The sequence below is a fragment of the Kitasatospora papulosa genome (genome assembly GCF_000717245.1).
Lineage (GTDB): Bacteria > Actinomycetota > Actinomycetes > Streptomycetales > Streptomycetaceae > Streptomyces > Streptomyces papulosus.
In genome coordinates this window covers 286,770-304,119 of the sequence record NZ_JNYQ01000003.1, presented here as the reverse complement: position 1 = coordinate 304,119, position 17,350 = coordinate 286,770, and the positions used below count along the sequence as shown (strand labels likewise).

Here is a 17,350-nt window from a genome sequence, read left to right as displayed (position 1 = left end):
TGGCGCAGCGGAGCGTTCGTGTCCCCCTGTAGGGGCCCGGCGGAGTCACCCTTCTGCCGCGTGCTGTTCCTCCTGATGTCCCCGTTGCCCTCTGGTGCGTCCCATCCGGCCCGGTCATGCTGTCCGCCGACGGCGCGTTTCCCGCGCGATCAGCTCCCCACCAGGAGGACTTGTGGCCCCAGGCATCCCTCACGGCATCCGTCGGTCGCTCGTGCTGCTGGCGACCGCGGCGGCGACGGTGGCAGGGGCCGCCGTCCCCGCTGCCGCCGACCCGACGCCGGACCCCCGCCCGTACACCACCGCCGAGATTCTCCGGCCCGTCGCGCCGCCGCCCGCGAGCGGCCCGGCCGGCGGCGCGAGATCCGTCGTGGACGGCGACGGCATCGAGACCGCCCGCGCCACCCGTCCCGTCGCCCCCGGCGTCCGCCTGAGTTCCTACGACCGCCTCGAGTCCGACAAATGGCTGCGGGTCGACACCCTCTCCGTCGACCTGGACGGCAGCGGAGTGCGGGCCGACTACCTGTCCTCGGGCAAGGTCGCCGACCGGCACACGGTCTCCGAAATGGCCGCCGGGCACGACCCGGGCAAGGGCCGGCGCACCGTGGCCGCGATCAACGCCGACTTCTTCGACATCAACCAGACCGGAGCGCCCCTGGGGCCGGGGATCAAGGACGGGCGGACGGTCCATTCCCCGGCCACCGGCGTCAACCGCGCGGTGGGCTTCGGGCCGCGGAACGCGGGCCGCGTCCTCGAGCTGTACTTCGAGGGCACGCTGACCCTCCCCTCGGGCGGACACCCGCTGGCCGCGTACAACGCCGCGAACGTACCCGCCCAGGGCGTGGGCGCCTACACGTCGGCCTGGGGCGGAGCCGACCGCGCACCGACCGTCGACGACGCGCGCCCCGTCGCCGAAGTGGCCGTGCGTGACGGCGAGGTCGTCTCCGTGTCGGACGGCCCCGGATCGGGGCCCGTGCCCGAGGACACGGTGGTCCTCGTCGGCCGGGAGGCCGGGGCGGGCCTGCTGGCCGCCCTCGAACCCGGCGACCCCGTCAAGATCGCCTACCGGGCGCGCACCGACGGCGGAGCCGTCCCGCGCACCGCCGTGGGAGGCCGGGAACTGCTCGTCGTCGACGGGGCGGCACAGAACCACGACGGCGAGGGCAACAACACCGCGGCCCCCCGTACCGCGGTCGGGTTCTCCGAGGACGGCCGGACCATGCAGGTCGTCACCGTCGACGGCCGGCAGACCGACAGCGGCGGCGTCACCCTCACCGAGCTGGGCGAGATGATGCGCCGGGCCGGTTCGTACAGCGCCCTCAACCTCGACGGAGGAGGGTCCTCGACGCTGGTCGCCCGTCAACCCGGCAGTGACACGCTGCGGGTCGAGAACAGCCCGTCCGACGGCAGCGAACGCACGGTCCCCAACGGCCTCGCCCTGACCGCCCCCGACGGCAGCGGGCGCCTCGACGGGTTCTGGGTCGAGACCCGGACTCCGGCGGCGACCGCGCCCGGCGACGACCCCGTCGCCGGCGGCCATCCGGAAAGGGTCTTCCCCGGACTGACCCGGCAGCTCACCGCCGCCGGGTACGACGAGACGTACGGTCCCGCCGCGGGCGCCCCGCGCTGGCGTGCCGTCAGCCCCGCGATCGGCAGCGTCGACGCCCGGGGAACGTTCACCGCCCGCCGCAGCGGCGCGACCGACGTCCGGGCCGAACGCGCCGGAGCCCACGGCGGTACCCGGCTCACCGTCCTCGACCGGCTGGCCCGTATCCGGCCCACCACCCCGCGCGTCGGCCTGGCGGACGAGAAGGCGACCGGCACCTTCGGCATCGTGGGACTCGACTCGCACGGAGCGAGTGCCCCGGTCGAACCGGCGGACATCGACCTCGACTACGACCGCACACGGTTCGCCGTCGCCGACGACGGCCGGGGCTCCTTCACCGTCACGTCCCTGACCGGCTCCGGGGCGGGACGGATCACGGCCACGGTGGCCGGGGTCAGCACCACCCTCGCGGTGAGCGTCGGCCTCACCGAACAGACGTCGGCGGACTTCGACGACGCCGGATCATGGACGTTCAGCCAGGCCCGCGCCGACGGTTCGCTCGCCGCGACCCCCGACGGGCACTCCGGCACCGGCCTGCGGCTCACCTACGACTTCACCCGCTCGACCGCCACGCGCGCCGCCTACGCGACTCCGCCGCGGCCCCTCGTCGTGCCCGGCCGGCCGCAGACGTTCACCCTCTGGATCAAGGGGGACGGCAACGGCGCCTGGCCCACCCTGCACCTGAAGGACGCCGCGGGGTCCGACCAGCTGCTGCGCGGGACCTACATCACCTGGACCGGCTGGCGTCAGGTCACCTTCACCGTGCCGCCGGGTGCGCCGGCTCCCCTGACCGTGCACCGCTTCTACCTCGCCGAGACCGCCGCGGCCCGGCAGTACACCGGCGAGATCGTCATCGACGGCCTGACCGCCCAGGTGCCGCCCACCGTCGATCTGCCCGAACAGGCCCGCAACGCGGACCCGTTGATCGACCCGGCCACCGTGACCGAGGCCCGGGACTGGCAGTTCGCGGTCATGTCGGACGCGCAGTTCGTCGCGCGGGACCCGGACAGCGCACTCGTCCGGCAGGCCCGTCGCACCCTGCGCGAGATCAAGGCGGCCCGGCCCGACTTCCTGGTCGTCAACGGCGACCTCGTCGACGAGGGCTCGCCCGCCGACCTGGCCTTCGCCCGACAGATCCTCGACGAGGAACTGGGCGACTCGCTGCCCTGGTACTACGTACCGGGCAACCACGAGGTGATGGGCGGCAGGATCGACGACTTCGTCGCCGAGTTCGGCCCGGCACGGCGCACGTTCGACCACGAGGGGACCCGCGTCATCACACTCGACACCTCGGGTCTCAGCCTCCGCAGCGGCGGCTTCGACCAGATCAAGGAACTGCGCGCCCAGTTGGACGCGGCGGCCACGGACCGATCCGTCGGCGCCGTGATGCTGATCGAGCACGTACCCCCACGCGATCCCACCGCGCAGCAGGGAAGCCGGCTGAGCGACCGCAAGGAGGCGGCCCTCCTCGAACAGTGGCTCGCCGACTTCCGGCGCACGACGGGCAAGGGCGCTGCCTTCATCGGCAGCCACGTGGGGGTCTTCGACGCCTCACGCGTGGACGGAGTCCCGTATCTGGTCAACGGGAACGCCGGCAAGGCGCCGGCCGGCCCCGCGGACGAGGGCGGATTCACCGGCTGGTCGCTGGTCGGCGCCGACCGGGTCCTGCCCGGGGAACAGGCGGCGGCGCGCCGGCAGCCCTGGCGGGGCGGCCCCGACTGGGTGTCGGTCCAGACCCGCGCCCACGTCGACGCCCTGACCCTGACAGCCCCCTCCCAGCTGGTCAGGGGCCGGAGCGCGGCAGTCACCGCCCAGGTCACCCAAGGCACACGTACCGTGCCGGCGGCCTTTCCGCTGAGCGCCGACTGGACCGGTTCGCCGAACATCCACATCGGCGATCCCGACGGCGCCCGTGCGCGCCACATCGCGACGCTGGACCCCGCCACGGGCACGCTCACCGCGCTCCGGACGGGCACCGTCACACTCGCGGTGACCGTCAACGGCGTGGTCCGGCGGGCGGAGATCATGATCACGGCCGGGGAGGTGGCGCCGGCCGCCTGACGACCTGAGCACACGGCTCGCGCTGGGCTCCCCGGGTCGGCCCGGGGAGCCCAGCGGTGCCTCGCGTACGCCACCGCGCCGGGCATCCCGCTCACCGGTGCCCGGCGTGGCACCGCTCAGGTCTTGCGGTAGCCGTACGCGTCCGTCGCCGCTGCCTCCACGGCGTCCAGGTCGCCCCCCGCCGACGCGGTCACCAGGGCGGAGATCGCACCCTCCACGAACGGGGCGTCCACCAGCCGCGCGCCGTCGGGCAGTTCGTCGCCCTCCGCCAGCATGGACTTCACCGTGAGCACCGCGCTCCCGAGATCGACGAGCAGGGCCACCCCGGCACCCCTGTCGACCTCTCTCGCAGCCTCGGAGACCAGCTCCGCGCTCGTCCCCAGGCCGCCGGCCGAGGTGCCGCCCGCCGCCGCCATCGGCGCCGTCGCACCACCGGCCGCCAGACCCCTGGCCAGTTCGACGACGGCTTCCGCCACCGGCCCGCTGTGCGAGACCAGCACGATCCCGACCTGCCGCTCGTCGCTCACCCGGCGCTCCCGTCGCTCGACCCGGCGGCCTCGACGAGCGCCCCGACCAGCAGCGCCGACGAGGCGGCCCCCGGGTCCTGGTGCCCGATGCTGCGCTCGCCGAGATAGCTCGCCCTGCCCTTGCGCGCCCGCATGGGGACGGTCTCCAGCGCACCGGCCAGCGCCGCGTCCCGGGCCGCCTCGAACGAGGTACCGAGCACCTCGACGGCCGGCAGCAGCGCGTCGAGCATCGTCTTGTCCCCGGCCTGCGCCCCTCCGAGCTGCGTCACCGCGGCGACACCGGCCCCGAGGGCGTCGGCCAGCTGATCCGTGGTCACCTCCGTCGCGTCACCCAGGGCCTTCCCGGTACGGCGCAGCAGCGTCCCGTACAACGGCCCGGACGCTCCGCCGACCGTCGAGATCAGGTGGCGGCCGGCCAGCGTCAGCACCGTCCCCGGCGTCCGAGGGTCCTCCTTCTCGAGAACGTCGTTCACGGCGGCGAAGCCGCGCCGCATGTTGCTCCCGTGGTCGGCGTCCCCGATGGCGGCGTCGAGCTCGGTCAGCCGGTCCGCCTCACGGTCGACGGTGGCCGCGGTGACGGCCATCCAGCGACGGAAGAAATCGGTGTCGAGCACAAGATCTCCTGTTCCTCGTACGGTGGAGGGTCCGGCGGGAAGTCCGTTCACCGGCCCCAGCGCAACGCGGGCGTCTGTACCGGCGCGTCCCAGAGCCGCACCATCTCCTCGTCCACCTGGCAGAGCGTCACCGAGCAGCCTGCCATGTCGAGCGACGTCACGTAGTTGCCCACCAGCGTACGAGCCACCGTCACCCCCCGCTCGGACAGCACCCGCTGCACCTCGGCATTGAATCCGTACAGCTCCAGCAGCGGCGTGGCGCCCATCCCGTTGACCAGCACCAGCACCGGGCCGGCCGGGCGCAGATCCTCCAGTACCGCGTGGACCGCCACGTCGGCGATCTCCCCGGACGTCATCATCGGACGGCGCTCCCGGCCGGGCTCACCGTGGATTCCGATACCCAACTCCAGCTCGCCCGGGGAAAGATCGAACGTCGGTGTCCCCTTGGCCGGAGTGGTGACGGAGCTGAGCGCCACCCCGAAGCTCCGCGCGGACTCGTTCACGCGCCGGGCCATGGCCTCCACCCGCTCCAGAGGCGCACCCTCGTCGGCGAGCGCACCGGCGATCTTCTCGACGAACAGGGTCGCCCCGGTGCCGCGCCGGCCTGCCGTGAACGTGCTGTCCGCCACCGCCACGTCGTCGTCGACCAGGACCCGGGCGACCTGGACACCCTCGTCCTCGGCGAGCTCGGCGGCCATGTCGAAGTTGAGCACGTCGCCGGTGTAGTTCTTCACGACGAACAGCACGCCCGAGCCGCTGTCGACCGCGGCGGCCGCCCGCACCATCTGATCGGGCACCGGTGAGGTGAAGACCTCCCCGGGACACGCCGCGGACAGCATCCCGGGCCCGACGAACCCCGCGTGCAGCGGCTCGTGTCCCGAACCGCCCCCGGACACCAGCCCCACCTTCCCGGCGACCGGGGCGTCACGCCGGACCACGACCCGGTTGTCCACGTCCACCACGAGGTCCGGGTGGGCGGCGGCCATTCCGCGGAGTCCGTCCGCGACGACGGTCTCCGGCACGTTGATGAGCATGCGCAAGGGTTCCTCCTGGGGGAGCAACGACCGGCCGGGGGTACCGACCGCCCGTCGGTGCGGGTCCGGTCCTGCGTACGGCACCAGTATCGAAGAGACACCGGTGATCCGGAAGCGACGCGTCGGGGAGACGCGTGTCGGACGTGCCCGGGTGTCGCCGGACGGCCCCGGACCTTCTTACGGTCGGGTGACGTGGGCGCGCCGGACCGCGATTCCCGTCCCGGCCGGTCCTAGCGTGGCGGCCATGCGCGTACTGGTCACCGGCGGAGCCGGGTTCATCGGATCCCAGATCGTCCGGACACTCGCCGCCGACGGGCACGAGCCGGTGGTCCTGGACGCACTCCTGCCGTCCGCCCACGGCGCCTCCGTGCCCCCGCCCCCGCCCGGTGTCCGTTCGGTCGTCGCGGACGTACGGGACCGTGAGGCCGTCGCCGGGGCGCTGACCGGCATCGACGCCGTGTGCCACCAGGCGGCCATGGTGGGTCTGGGCAAGGACTTCGCGGACGCACCGCAGTACGTCGGCTGCAACGACTTCGGCACGGCGGTGCTGCTGGCGGAGATGGCGGCGGCCGGGATCCGGGATCTGGTGCTGGCCGGGTCCATGGTGGTCTACGGCGAGGGGCGCTACGACTGTCCCCGGCACGGCGTGGTCCGCCCCGGCCCCAGGTCGGTGGCCGACCTGGACGCGGGCCGTTTCGAACCCCGGTGCCCTTCCTGCCGGTCGGAACTGGTGCCCGGGCTCGTCACCGAGGACGCCCCCGTCGATCCGCGCAACGTCTACGCCGCGACCAAGCTCGCCCAGGAACACCTCGCCGCCGCCTGGACCCGTGCGACGGGCGGCCGGGCCGTGGCACTGCGCTACCACAACGTGTACGGGCCGGGGATGCCGCGCGACACGCCGTACGCCGGCGTGGCGTCCTTCTTCCGCTCGGCTCTGGCCCGCGGCGAGTCGCCCCGGGTGTTCGAGGACGGCGGCCAGCGGCGCGACTTCGTCCACGTCCGGGACGTCGCCACGGCCAACGTGACGGCGCTCGCGGCTCTCCGGGAGCGCGGACCCGGCTCGTTCGACGCCTACAACACGGGCAGCGGCGTCCCTCACACCATCGGTGAGATGGCCTGGGCCCTGGCCTCGGCGCACGGCGGCCCGGCGCCCGTCGTGACCGGTGAGTACCGGCTCGGGGACGTGAGGCACGTGACGGCGGACTCGCGACGGCTCCGCGAGGAGCTCGGCTGGAAACCGGCGACCGACTTCGTCACCGGCATGAGGGAATTCGCCACCGAACCCCTGCGCGGCGCCGGGTAGCCCTCCCGGGTCACCCTCCCCGCGCCGCGGGCAGGGTGACTTCGAAGCAGCAGCCGCCCGCCACGTTCCGTACGCCGGTACGGCCCGCGTGCGCCTCGACGATGCCCCGCACGATGGCGAGCCCGAGACCCGCCCCGGCCGGCGGGGTACGGGCGTGCGTGCCCCGCCAGCCCGTGTCGAAGACCCGGGCCAGGTCCTCCTCGGGGATCCCGCCGCAGGCGTCCGTCACCGAGAGGACGATGCCCTCCGGCGACCGCCGCGCCGCGACCGCGACCGTCCCGTCGGCGGGGGTGCGACGGATCGCGTTGATGAGGAGGTTGGCCATGACCCGGCTCATCTCCTTGCTGTCCACCTCCACGGGCACCGCGTCGATCCGACCGCCCACCAGCCGCACCCCGCGTTCGCGTGCCAGGGGATGCGCGCCGGCGAGTGCGTCACCGACCAGGTCGAGGGCGGAGACACGGGAGGGGGTCAGGGCCAGCGACCCGGCGTGGATCCGGGAGAGTTCGAACAGGTCGCCGACCATGTCGTTCATGCGCTCGACCTCCGTCCGTATCTGCCGCAGGTAGCGGCCGGAATCGGGGGCCATCCCGTCCTCCAGCGCCTCGGACATGGCACGCAGCCCCGTCAGCGGGGTCCGCAGATCGTGGGAGATCCAGGCGACGAGTTCGCGGCGTGACCTCTCCAGCGCCTGCTCACGCTCCCTGGAACCGGCCAGTTTCGCGCTGGTGGCCGCGAGTTCCCGGGTGAGGGCCGCGAGCTCCGCGGTGGCCTGGCCCTCCGGTGCGGCGAAGGTGCCCCCGTCGCCGAAGGACCGGGCTGCCAGGGCCAGGTCCCGGCTCCGGGCGGCCACCCAGCGTCCCAGCAGCACCGCGGTCACGAGGGAGACCACGGCGGCCATGGCCACCACGGTCGTCACCACCGTCAGATCGTGCGGGGACAGGAACATGGCCCACGCCACCGTCAGGGTCCCCGCCAGCATCGCCGTCACCGCCACGGCCGCGACGACCGTCAGCGACACGACGAGGGTGCGGTGTCGCAGCAGACGCAGGGCGAGCGCTCCCAGCAGGCCCGCGGCGGCCGCGCCCAGGAAGGCGAAGAGAGCGATGAGCGCGATGTCGGCCACGCCGGTCAGCCCGTCACAGAGGGAGCGCCGGACAGGTCGAAGCGGTATCCCACGCCCCAGACCGTCTGGATCAGGGCGGGCCGTGCCGGGTCGGTCTCGACCTTGCCGCGCAGGCGCCGCACGTGGACGGTCACCGTCGACAGGTCACCGAAGTCCCAGCCCCAGACCTCCCGCATCAGCTCCTCCCTGGTGTACGCCCGGCCCGGATTCCTCAGGAAGAACGCGAGCAGGTCGAACTCCCGGAGGGTGAGGCAGAGGTCCTCACCGCCGCGGGTCGCCCGCCGGGCCAGGGGCTCCAGGACGATGCCCGCTCCGCCGATCCCGGCGGAGGGGCCGGGCTCGGTCCGCCGCCACCGGCGCAGGACCGCCTCCACGCGCAGCACGAGTTCGCGTGGGCTGAAGGGCTTGGTCACGTAGTCGTCGGCACCGGTCTCCAGCCCGAGGATCCTGTCGTCCTCGTCGCCTCTCGCGGTGAGCATGATGACGGGCACGGGTCCGCGGGCGCGGATCCTGCGGCACACCTCGAAACCGTCCATGCCGCCCGGCAGCATCAGGTCGAGCACCACCAGGTCCGGTCGCAGCGCCGCGACGCTCTCCAGAGCCGCGGGCCCGTCGTCCGCCCGCCCCACGTCGTAACCGGCGCGTCCGAGATATCCGGCGGCCACCTCCGCCACGGTCGGGTCGTCGTCCACGACGAGCACGCGGCCGTACGACACGCCGTCCCCGGCACCGGTCGGTGGAACGGTCCCGGGGCCCGGAGGAGAGGAGATGTTCTGCATGGTGACACTGTGGCAGCACCCGCCGTTCGAAGGGCTGTTCACCGGCCGCCACACGGTCGACGTCCACGTTTCGTAAGAACCTGAAGACCGAAATGACGGATTTGGCTCCGTAGGGTGACCGGCGTGACCGATTACGCACAGGCTGATCCCGCAGCCCCCGTCCGAGCCGACATCGTCCTGCCCTGCCTCGACGAGGCCGAGGCCCTGCCCAGCGTCCTGGCCCGCGTCCCGGAAGGATGGCGTGCCATCGTCGTCGACAACGGCTCCACCGACGGTTCCGCCGCGATCGCCCGTTCGCTGGGCGCGACTGTCGTGCACGAACCGCGTCGCGGTTTCGGCTCCGCCTGCCACGCCGGCCTGCTCGCCGCCGAGGCCGAGTACGTGTGTTTCTGCGACTGCGACGGCTCCCTCGACCCCGGGCTGCTCACCGGGTTCGTCCGCCGCGTCGCCGAGGGGCGGTGCGACCTGCTCCTGGGACGGCGACGTCCCACGACGAGAGGCGCCTGGCCGCCGCACGCCAGAGCGGGCAACTTCGCCCTGTCCCGGATGGTGCGTCGTCGCACCGGACTGCGCCTGCACGACCTCGGCCCGATGAGGGCCGTGCGCAGGGAGACGCTGCTGGCCCTCGGCCTGACGGACCGGCGCAGCGGCTACCCCCTGGAGATGGTGGTGCGCGCCTCGGACGCCGGACTCCGCGTCGCGGAGACCGACGTGCCCTACGCGCCCCGGACGGGCAGGTCCAAGGTCACCGGCACCTGGCGGGGGACGTGGCACGCGGTGCGGGACATGCGCGAGGTGCTGCGGCAGCCGGAGTACCCCACGCCCCGGAGCATCAGGGCGGAGGCGACCCGATGAGCAGGCCCGCACCGTGTCCGGGAGTGACGGCACTGCTGGTCATCGCCAAGGAGCCGGTGCCGGGCCGGGTCAAGACCCGGCTGACGCCGCCCTTCAGCCCCGTCGAGGCCGCGGAGCTGGCCACCGCGGCCCTCGAGGACACTCTGCGGACCGTCCTCACGCTGCCCGCGCGGCGGCGCGTCCTGGTTCTCGACGGACACCCCGGCCCCTGGACACCCTCGGGCTTCGACGTCCTTCCGCAGTGCGCGGGCACGCTCGACGAACGCATCGCGGCGGCCTTCGGCACCTGTTCCGGGCCCGCCCTCCTCATCGGGATGGACACCCCCCAGATCACGTCCGCCCTGCTGGCGCCGGCGCTCGCCCAGGACGCCTGGGACGGCTGCGACGCCTGGTTCGGACCCGCCGAGGACGGAGGCTTCTGGGCCCTCGGCCTTGCGGTGCCGGACCCCGGCCTCGTACGGGGTGTGCCGATGTCCCGCCCCGACACGGGCGCGATCCAGCGGGCCCGCCTGACGGACGCGGGGCTCACGGTGCGCGACCTGCCGCCCCTGCGCGACGTCGACACGGCCGAGGACGCCCGGTACGTCGCCGGCGCCGCGCCGCACGGAGCGTTCTCCGCGACGCTCGGCCGCCTGGAGCGGGCGGTGGCCCGGTGAGCACCGTACTGCCACCGGCCGGTACGGGCGCGGCCACCTGGGCCGCCGACCCGTACGGGCGGGCGCTGAGCCGGGGCCGGGGCCCCCTCTTCCTCCGCGGCGAGGACGGATGGCTGCTGCCGCTCGACGTCGAGCGCTGGTGCGCGGACGCCGACGCCGCCGACCTGTCCGCGCTGCGCCGTTGCGTGGGACCGGTCATCGACATCGGCTGCGGGCCGGGGCGGCTCGTCGCCGCCCTGGCCGCACGCGGGCACCGGGCGCTGGGCATCGACGTCAGCGAGGCCGCCGTCGGACGCACCCGGCGGACCGGCGGTGCGGCGCTCCGGCGCAGTGTGTTCGAGCCGCTCCCGGACGAGGGCCGCTGGGGAACCGGCCTGCTCGTCGACGGCAACATCGGGATCGGCGGTGACCCCCGTGCCCTGCTCCGGCGGGTCGCGACGGTGCTCGCCCCGGGTGGACTGCTGATCACGGAGGCCGCGCCCCACGATGTGGACGAGCGGGTCCGGGTACGCCTCGACGACGGCCGGGAGCAGCCCGGCACCGCACCCCACTTCCCCTGGGCCCGGGTCGGTGAGGCCGCCCTGCTCGTACACGCGCGATCGGAGGGCTGGGAGCCCGTCGGTCAGTGGGAGGCCGACGGCCGCCCCTTCGTCGCCCTGCGGCGGGCCCGGACCGTGCGAACCACGAGCCAGGACGCCGACACGGCGAACAGTGCCGCCGTGATCAGCAGCCAGTTCCCGAGGAACCTGTCGGGAGACATCCCGCTCGCCGGCTCGTAGCGCTCGGCATGACGGGTGATCAGGGGGAACCACATCAGAAGGAGCAGTCCGGACAGGAGGAGGGGCACCCGTACGAAGTTCACCAGGCCCGGGCTGCGGGAGAAGGGGACCCGCAGGGCGCGGTCCGCCGCCGAGTACAGCGGGACCAGCACCAGGTCGTGCACCAGCGCGGCGCCCACGAACCACACGAGGATCAGGAGGGTGTCCCCGTCGAGCAGCCGTACCCCGGCGTATCCCGCGAGGGCGAAGGAGGAGACCATCAGGAGCAGATGCAGCGGGCCCTCCCCGTACCAGCGGCGCAGAACCCTCATCGCAGCTCTCCGAACGTCAGGCGGCTCACCCATTTGGTGTTCATCACGCCGGGGGCGGCCGGCACGATGACCCGTGCCGGGAACCCGTGGTCGGGTGAGAGATCCTCGCCGTTGACCGCCAGCGCCAGGAGTGAACGCGGGTCCCGCACCTGGTTGTCCCTGAGCGCCACCGACCGGAAGGGACCGCTGCGCTGGAGGGACTCCACGAGCACTCCCGGCGGATCCTCCGGGAAGCCCGCGAGCGCGGCGAGGTCACGCAGACGGACCCCACGCCACCACTGGTCGGACGTCGACCAGCCCTCCACGCAGGCGATCGGCAGTGCCGCGCTGTGCTGTCCCATGGACAGCAATCGAGCCCGGGACAGTTGCGTCTCCCCGGCCGGCCCGACGACCGTGAGCCGCCAGTCCGCCCCGGTCTCCGCCGGGGTGACGCCCACGTGGGCCGCGGTCTTGTTGATCTGGAAGCCGTTGGGCCCCGTCCCCGGTTCGGCGCCACCGCGCGGGGTCAGCAGCGCGGTCTGCCGCACCCCGCCGTCGAAACTCCGCCCGGCCGACGTGACCAGGAGGAGCAGTGAGCCCGCCCCCACGACCGCCAGGGCGCCGCGCCGGGAGACGGTCTCGGCGGCGGGGGCCGGAGAGGCCAGTTCGTCCTGCGCGGCGGGCAGCCCGCGGCGCAGGACCCGCAGCGCCCGCGGGAGCTTGAGAAACGTATGGATGAGGAACGCGGCGAAGAAGACCCACGCCCCGTAGAAGTGCAGCGGGTAGAAGGACCCGGGGAACAGGTACTCCAACTGGATGTTGAGCAGCCCGGTGACGAACTGGAAGAGGGCGCCGCCCACCAGCAGCAGCACCGAGCAACGCTCCAGGGCGTGTCCGGCCGACCGTGCGGGCGGCAGGGCGAACAGCTTCGGGACCACCGACCACAGCTTGGCCAGCAGGACGGGCACGAGCACGATGCCCACGGTGACGTGCAGCCCCTGGGTCAGCCTGTACAGCCAGTGGGGCCCCGTGGGCCAGTCGAAGAGATAGAAGCCGAGCAGGCCCTTCGCCGGCGTCTTGTCGTTCACCGCGGCGAGGTCGGGGTTGTACGCCGCGTAGGAGAGGAGGCCGGTCACGAACAGCAGGGTGATACCGGCCAGCAGCACCACGCCGAGCACGGCGGTGAAGCGGACCCCGCGCACCGGGCTGCGCCAGAAGGCGGGGCCGGTGGGAAGGGGGAAGGGAGCACGAGGAAGGTGTGGAGCGGTTCGCTGACGTCTGTCGCCCATGCGCCGACGGTATGCCGGGGAGACCGCCCCGGAGGGGTAACGACTCCTGACGAAAGTCTGACGCCGTGCGCCCGCCCGGACGGGTCCGCCGCGCGATCTGACAGTTGTGTGACGCGGGGGCGTCGCAGCACCCGTCGGGCGCCCCGGATGCGTAGCGTGCCTGCGTGACGACCGAGCAACGCGGTGACTTCCTCCGCACCTCCGAACCCCTCGTTCCCGACCGCCCTGCCGGTCGCCGGCGGGACCTGGCATCGGCCGCGGCGGGAGCCCTGCTGGTCGCCCTGGCCGCGGTGGTCGGATGGATGATCCAGGAGGGCGACGGCAGCCTGCAGGTCCAGTGGCCGCCCCTGCTGGCTTCCTGGGACCCGCACGTCGGCCCCGGCACCCCGCTCGCCCTGGGAGTCGCGGTCGCGGTGGTCGCCTACGGTCCACGGCTTGCGGCCAGGCTCCCGTGGCGGAGACTGCTCCTCACCTGCTGGGCCGGTTCGGTGGCCTGGATCCTGTCGCTCGCCCTCGTCGAGGGCTGGTACCGGGGGGTGGCGCGCCGGCTGACCACCAAGCACGAGTACCTGCGGGTGATCGACCGCTTCGACGACATCGGTGCCGCGCTGCGCGGCTTCACCGACCACATCGTGATCGGCCCGCCGGGCAACTGGCCCGCCCATGTCGCGGGACACCCGCCGGGCGCCACCCTCACCTTCGTCGGCCTGGACCGGATCGGGCTCGGGGGCGGCGCCTGGGCGGGGACGTGGTGCATCGTGCTCGGCGGTTCCGCCGCAGCCGCCGTGCTGGTCGCCCTGCGCGCCCTGACGGGCGAACACCTCGCCCGGCGTGCCGCTCCGTTCCTGGTCCTGGCCCCCTTCGCCGTCTGGACGGGGACGTCGGCGGACGGCTACTTCACCGCCGTGGCGGCCTGGTCGGTCGCCCTGCTGGCCCTCGCCGCGACCCGTACGGTCAGGTTCCCGGCAGTGGCCGCACTCGCCTCCGGCCTCCTGTTCGGGTTCACCTGCTATCTCAGCTACGGCCTGACACTCATCGCGGTCCTGCCGGCCGCCGTGCTGGTCATGACCCGCACCGTGGGCCCGCTCGGAACCTTCCTGCTCGGCGCGCTGGTCGCCCCCGTGGCCTTCACCCTGGCCGGATTCAACTGGTGGGAGGCCTACCACCTGCTGGTGGAGCGCTACTACCAGGGCGCGGGCGGAGTCCGCCCGTTCTCCTACTGGGTCTGGGGGAACCTCGCCTGCGCCACACTGGCGGCCGGGCTCGCCACCGTGGCGGGTCTGCGCCGCGCGGCGGCGTCCGCGCCGGCGGCGCTGCGCGGACTGCTCTCCGGCACCGCGACCGGTGTACAGCGGCTGGCGGTTCTGACCCTCGCCGCCCTGCTGGCCGTCGCCGTCGCCGACCTGTCCGGGATGAGCAAGGCGGAGACCGAGCGCATCTGGCAGCCCTTCGTCCTCTGGCTGATGCCCGCCGCCGCACTGCTCCCGGACGGCGACCGGCGCGCCTGGCTTGCCGCTCAGGCCGCTGTCGCCCTGCTCGTCAACCATCTGCTGTGGACGGGCTGGTGAGGGGAGCGGCCCGGCCCGGCAGGAACAACGAGGTCGCCCCGGTCCGTCCGCGCGCCCGCCCCTTACACCGGGGCGGTCACGCGTCCCTCAGCCGCGCGCACAGATCTCGCGGTCGGCCAGCCACTGGCCGAACCAGTCGCCCAGCGGGACGGTGAAGCACCAGGCGGGGTCGTTCACATCCGGTTCGGGTACCGTCGGCGCGGGCTCCTCCGGTACGGGCGTGGTCGGCGGCGCGCTCGGTTCGGCAGCGGGCGCAGAGGGCCCGGGGGCGTCCGGCAGCCCGCTCAGCATCTCGCGGAACACCTTCGACGACTCGGGGTTGTCGGCGCACTGCCACACCCCGTGCGGGCAGTAGTCCGTGATGGTCTGGTAGAGCGGCTTGTGCAGGTCCATCCACTCCAGCATGCGGCGCATGTACTCGGGGTTGTCCCCGTTGCGGAACAGCCCCCACTCGGGGAAGGAGATCGGCTTGCCGTGCTCGGCGGCGAAGTCGACCTGCTTCTGCAGGCCGTACGGTTCACTCACCTGCTCGTCGAAGGTCCGGGCCGGAGGCTGGTCGTACGAATCCATGCCGATGATGTCCACGACGTCGTCGCCCGGGTAGCAATCCGTCCACGGCACCGCGTCCAGGCCGCGGCTCGGTGCGAAGTCGAAGCGGAACTTCTGGCCGGAGACGGACCGCATCGCGGTGACGATGCGATTCCAGTACGCCTTCCACGCGACCGGATCGGGCCCGCAACGGTGCGTGTACGTCGTGCCGTTCATCTCCCAGCCGAGGACGATCACCGTGTCCGGGACCCCCAGCAGGACCAGGCGCTCCGCCAGCCGGCGGAAGTGCTCGTCGAACCGCCCCTGTGCGCCCTCCCGGAGCAGGCTTCGTACCTCCTCGTCGGAGAGGCGTTCCTCGTTCCGTTCCAGCATCGGCGTGTTGAGGACCAGCATCCGGTCGTCGGCGCCCTTGCGCCAGGCTGCCCAGGAGGCGAGGAAGCCGGGACGGCCCTCGATGTTCTCCCACAGGTCGCCCGGCAGATAGGTGTGCCCGACCCGCAGCTCCGTACCGCCGAGCCAGCGCGACAGTTCGCCCATCCGCTGCACGCCCTGCGGCCCGTAGTCCAGATAGGCGCCGACGGCAGTCGTCCCGACCGGCTCCGGAGCTCCCTGGGCGGCGCCCTTGCCGGTCTGGGTGTCCGCGGCGTCGTGGTCGGCGAGGAACGCGCCGCCGACCAGGAGACAGAGCGCGGTCGCCCCGATGCCGAATGTGGTGAGACGGCGCTGTACGGGCACGGATCCTCCTAGGACTGCGGCCTGACTCCGACCTTGCCGACCCTAAGGAGAAAGATTCAACAATGGGCTGCGGTACCGGCCGTCGATAGACCATTCGCGACACACGCGGCCTCATCGCGGGCCGTTCGGGTGATTTCTGCCGAAGGTGAAAGGGAGGGCGCCGACGCGGTTGTCGAAATTCGAGTCGACCAGCACCGCCGTGCCCGAAGTCCTCACACCTCCCAGCCGTGTGAGCATTGCGCGGAAGAGGGCTTTCATCTCCAGCTTCGCCAGATGTGCCCCCAGGCAGTGATGGGGGCCTCCTCCGCCGTATCCGAGGTGTGGATTCGGGGACCGGGTGATGTCGAATTCATCGGGATCGCGGAATACGGACGCGTCCCGGTTCGCGGACGCGTAGAGGAGCACGACCTTTTCCCCCGGGAGGAAGGTGTGGCCCCCGAGCGCGCATTCGGCCGCCACGGTTCTCCGGAACTGGATGATCGGGGTCGAGTGCCGGACGATCTCCTCCACCGCGCCGTCGGCGTGGCGGTCGAAGTCCGCCTCCAGGAGGGCCCGCTGCTCCGGGTGGGCGCTCAGCAGGACCAGCCCGTGAGCGATCGCGTTCCGGGTGGTCTCCACACCGGCGACGAGGAGCAGCGAGAAGAACGCGCCGAGCTGACGTGAGGACAGGGCCTGCCCGCCGACGTCCGCCCGGACGAGCGCCGAGATCACGTCGTCGGCCGGGGACCGGCGCCGCTCACGGGCGATGCCCGCCATCTCCAGTTGCATACGCGCCAGGGAGCGCAGGCCCCGCCCCGGCACCCTGAGCCGGGCGCGGCCACGCCGCTGGACCCCCACGTACTGCGAGGCGTGGTCGATCCGTGCGGCGATGGCGGTCCGATGGCGCGCGGGAATGCCCATCAGGTCGCAGATGACCTCGAACGGCATGCGTGAGGGAGCCGCGCGCATGAAGTCGCCCGGGCCCTCGGCGCGCACCTCGTCCACCAGCCGACGGGCGACGGCCTCGATGTTCTCCTCGGCGGCGGCCAGCAGCCTCGGTGTGAAGGCGCGCGAGATGGTCCGGCGCAGCGCCGCGTGCTCGGCGCCGTCCATGTTCACCATGGAGTTCCCGAACACCGCCTTGGCCCAGGGCGCCGGTTCCGGAACGGTGACCCCGGGGGCGCTGGCGAAGACCTGCGGCCGGCGGCTGGCCGCCCGTACGTCGGCGTGCCTCACCAGCACACGGAACGGCGTGCGCGATCCCGTACGCGGCGTGAAGCGGACCGGTGCGTCGAGCTCCCTCAGCCGGGCGAACGCCGACAGCCGCTCTGTCCGGGGGAGCCGCCAGAAAGCCGGATCGGCCAGATCCGCGCCCGCCGCTCCGCGCGCGCGGTCGGTGGGCACCTGCGTCGGCGCGTTCATGCACAACCTCCGGGAGTTCGGACGGCCATGGTTGCCCGACGTGCGGCGCCCGGCGGCCGACACGGCCGGACGGGCGTGTGAAATTCCCACGGTCGCGCGATGTCCGGCGCATGAGAGAACCGTTCGCGCCCCGTCTCGTTGCCCACTGGAGCGAGAGCTCTCGCAGGAGCGGACGAGAGGG

General features: G+C 73.2%; 14 protein-coding genes. 6 read left to right on the top strand and 8 right to left on the bottom strand.

Going from position 1 to position 17,350, the window contains the following annotated elements; genetic code table 11:
* Nucleotides 1–172: 172 nt before the first annotated feature.
* Nucleotides 173–3,664, top strand: a complete 3,492-nt coding sequence (locus IA22_RS0109855; RefSeq protein WP_030123353.1) for a phosphodiester glycosidase family protein — start codon at nucleotides 173–175, stop codon at nucleotides 3,662–3,664.
* A 116-nt stretch (nucleotides 3,665–3,780) separates the two neighbouring features.
* On the opposite strand, the gene IA22_RS0109850 is transcribed toward IA22_RS0109855, so the two are convergent.
* Genes IA22_RS0109850 through dhaK form a run of 3 tightly spaced genes read right to left on the bottom strand, consistent with a single transcriptional unit; the run spans nucleotide 3,781 to nucleotide 5,845 of the window.
* Complete coding sequence (locus tag IA22_RS0109850) at nucleotides 3,781–4,191, bottom strand: PTS-dependent dihydroxyacetone kinase phosphotransferase subunit DhaM (RefSeq protein ID WP_014157936.1); 411 nt, start codon at nucleotides 4,189–4,191, stop codon at nucleotides 3,781–3,783.
* Nucleotides 4,188–4,805 (bottom strand): dihydroxyacetone kinase subunit DhaL, encoded by a 618-nt coding sequence (dhaL, locus tag IA22_RS0109845; protein ID WP_030123352.1) that lies wholly within the window; start codon nucleotides 4,803–4,805, stop codon nucleotides 4,188–4,190. Before dhaL ends, IA22_RS0109850 begins: the two co-directional genes overlap by 4 nt.
* Before the next feature lie 47 nt (nucleotides 4,806–4,852).
* A complete protein-coding gene (gene dhaK, locus IA22_RS0109840) occupies nucleotides 4,853–5,845 on the bottom strand; it encodes a dihydroxyacetone kinase subunit DhaK (RefSeq protein WP_037828106.1) in 993 nt (330 codons plus the stop codon).
* A 238-nt stretch (nucleotides 5,846–6,083) separates the two neighbouring features.
* Here dhaK and IA22_RS0109835 point away from each other — a divergent pair, with 238 nt between their 5' ends.
* Entirely contained in the window at nucleotides 6,084–7,142 is a 1,059-nt protein-coding gene (locus tag IA22_RS0109835; RefSeq protein ID WP_030123349.1) for an NAD-dependent epimerase/dehydratase family protein, read from the top strand.
* Between the two features lie 10 nt (nucleotides 7,143–7,152).
* Here the strand turns inward: IA22_RS0109835 and IA22_RS0109830 are convergent, their stop codons facing one another.
* Together IA22_RS0109830 and IA22_RS0109825 are read right to left on the bottom strand one after the other, a co-directional pair.
* Nucleotides 7,153–8,268: a sensor histidine kinase gene (locus tag IA22_RS0109830; RefSeq protein WP_014157940.1), complete on the bottom strand. Its 1,116-nt coding sequence runs from the start codon at nucleotides 8,266–8,268 to the stop codon at nucleotides 7,153–7,155.
* Nucleotides 8,269–8,273: 5 nt separating this feature from the next.
* Nucleotides 8,274–9,047, bottom strand: a complete 774-nt coding sequence (locus tag IA22_RS0109825) for a response regulator transcription factor (protein WP_202432894.1) — start codon at nucleotides 9,045–9,047, stop codon at nucleotides 8,274–8,276.
* Nucleotides 9,048–9,170: 123 nt separating this feature from the next.
* Here IA22_RS0109825 and IA22_RS0109820 point away from each other — a divergent pair, with 123 nt between their 5' ends.
* From IA22_RS0109820 to IA22_RS0109810, 3 genes are read left to right on the top strand one after another with little or no spacing between them, the layout of a single operon-like run.
* Nucleotides 9,171–9,902 carry a glycosyltransferase family 2 protein gene (locus IA22_RS0109820; RefSeq protein WP_030123347.1) on the top strand — a complete coding sequence of 244 codons (732 nt, stop codon included), beginning with the start codon at nucleotides 9,171–9,173 and terminating at the stop codon, nucleotides 9,900–9,902.
* Nucleotides 9,899–10,558: a TIGR04282 family arsenosugar biosynthesis glycosyltransferase gene (locus tag IA22_RS0109815; RefSeq protein WP_015575912.1), complete on the top strand. Its 660-nt coding sequence runs from the start codon at nucleotides 9,899–9,901 to the stop codon at nucleotides 10,556–10,558. Before IA22_RS0109820 ends, IA22_RS0109815 begins: the two co-directional genes overlap by 4 nt.
* Nucleotides 10,555–11,337 carry a class I SAM-dependent methyltransferase gene (locus tag IA22_RS0109810; protein WP_014157944.1) on the top strand — a complete coding sequence of 261 codons (783 nt, stop codon included), beginning with the start codon at nucleotides 10,555–10,557 and terminating at the stop codon, nucleotides 11,335–11,337. Before IA22_RS0109815 ends, IA22_RS0109810 begins: the two co-directional genes overlap by 4 nt.
* Before the next feature lie 307 nt (nucleotides 11,338–11,644).
* Here the strand turns inward: IA22_RS0109810 and IA22_RS0109800 are convergent, their stop codons facing one another.
* Nucleotides 11,645–12,916: a molybdopterin-dependent oxidoreductase gene (locus IA22_RS0109800; RefSeq protein ID WP_030123346.1), complete on the bottom strand. Its 1,272-nt coding sequence runs from the start codon at nucleotides 12,914–12,916 to the stop codon at nucleotides 11,645–11,647.
* Nucleotides 12,917–13,080: 164 nt separating this feature from the next.
* Between IA22_RS0109800 and IA22_RS0109795 the strand changes: the two genes are divergently transcribed.
* The gene (locus IA22_RS0109795; protein ID WP_030123344.1) at nucleotides 13,081–14,484 is read left to right on the top strand and encodes a hypothetical protein; all 1,404 of its coding nucleotides are present in this window, start codon (nucleotides 13,081–13,083) and stop codon (nucleotides 14,482–14,484) included.
* A gap of 87 nt (nucleotides 14,485–14,571) precedes the next feature.
* Here IA22_RS0109795 and IA22_RS0109790 read toward each other — a convergent pair whose 3' ends face one another.
* Nucleotides 14,572–15,768 (bottom strand): glycoside hydrolase family 26 protein, encoded by a 1,197-nt coding sequence (locus tag IA22_RS0109790; protein WP_030123343.1) that lies wholly within the window; start codon nucleotides 15,766–15,768, stop codon nucleotides 14,572–14,574.
* 111 nt (nucleotides 15,769–15,879) lie between these two features.
* Nucleotides 15,880–17,169, bottom strand: coding sequence for a cytochrome P450 (locus tag IA22_RS0109785; RefSeq protein ID WP_015575908.1), 1,290 nt, complete (start codon nucleotides 17,167–17,169; stop codon nucleotides 15,880–15,882).
* Between the last annotated feature and the right edge of the window lie 181 nt (nucleotides 17,170–17,350).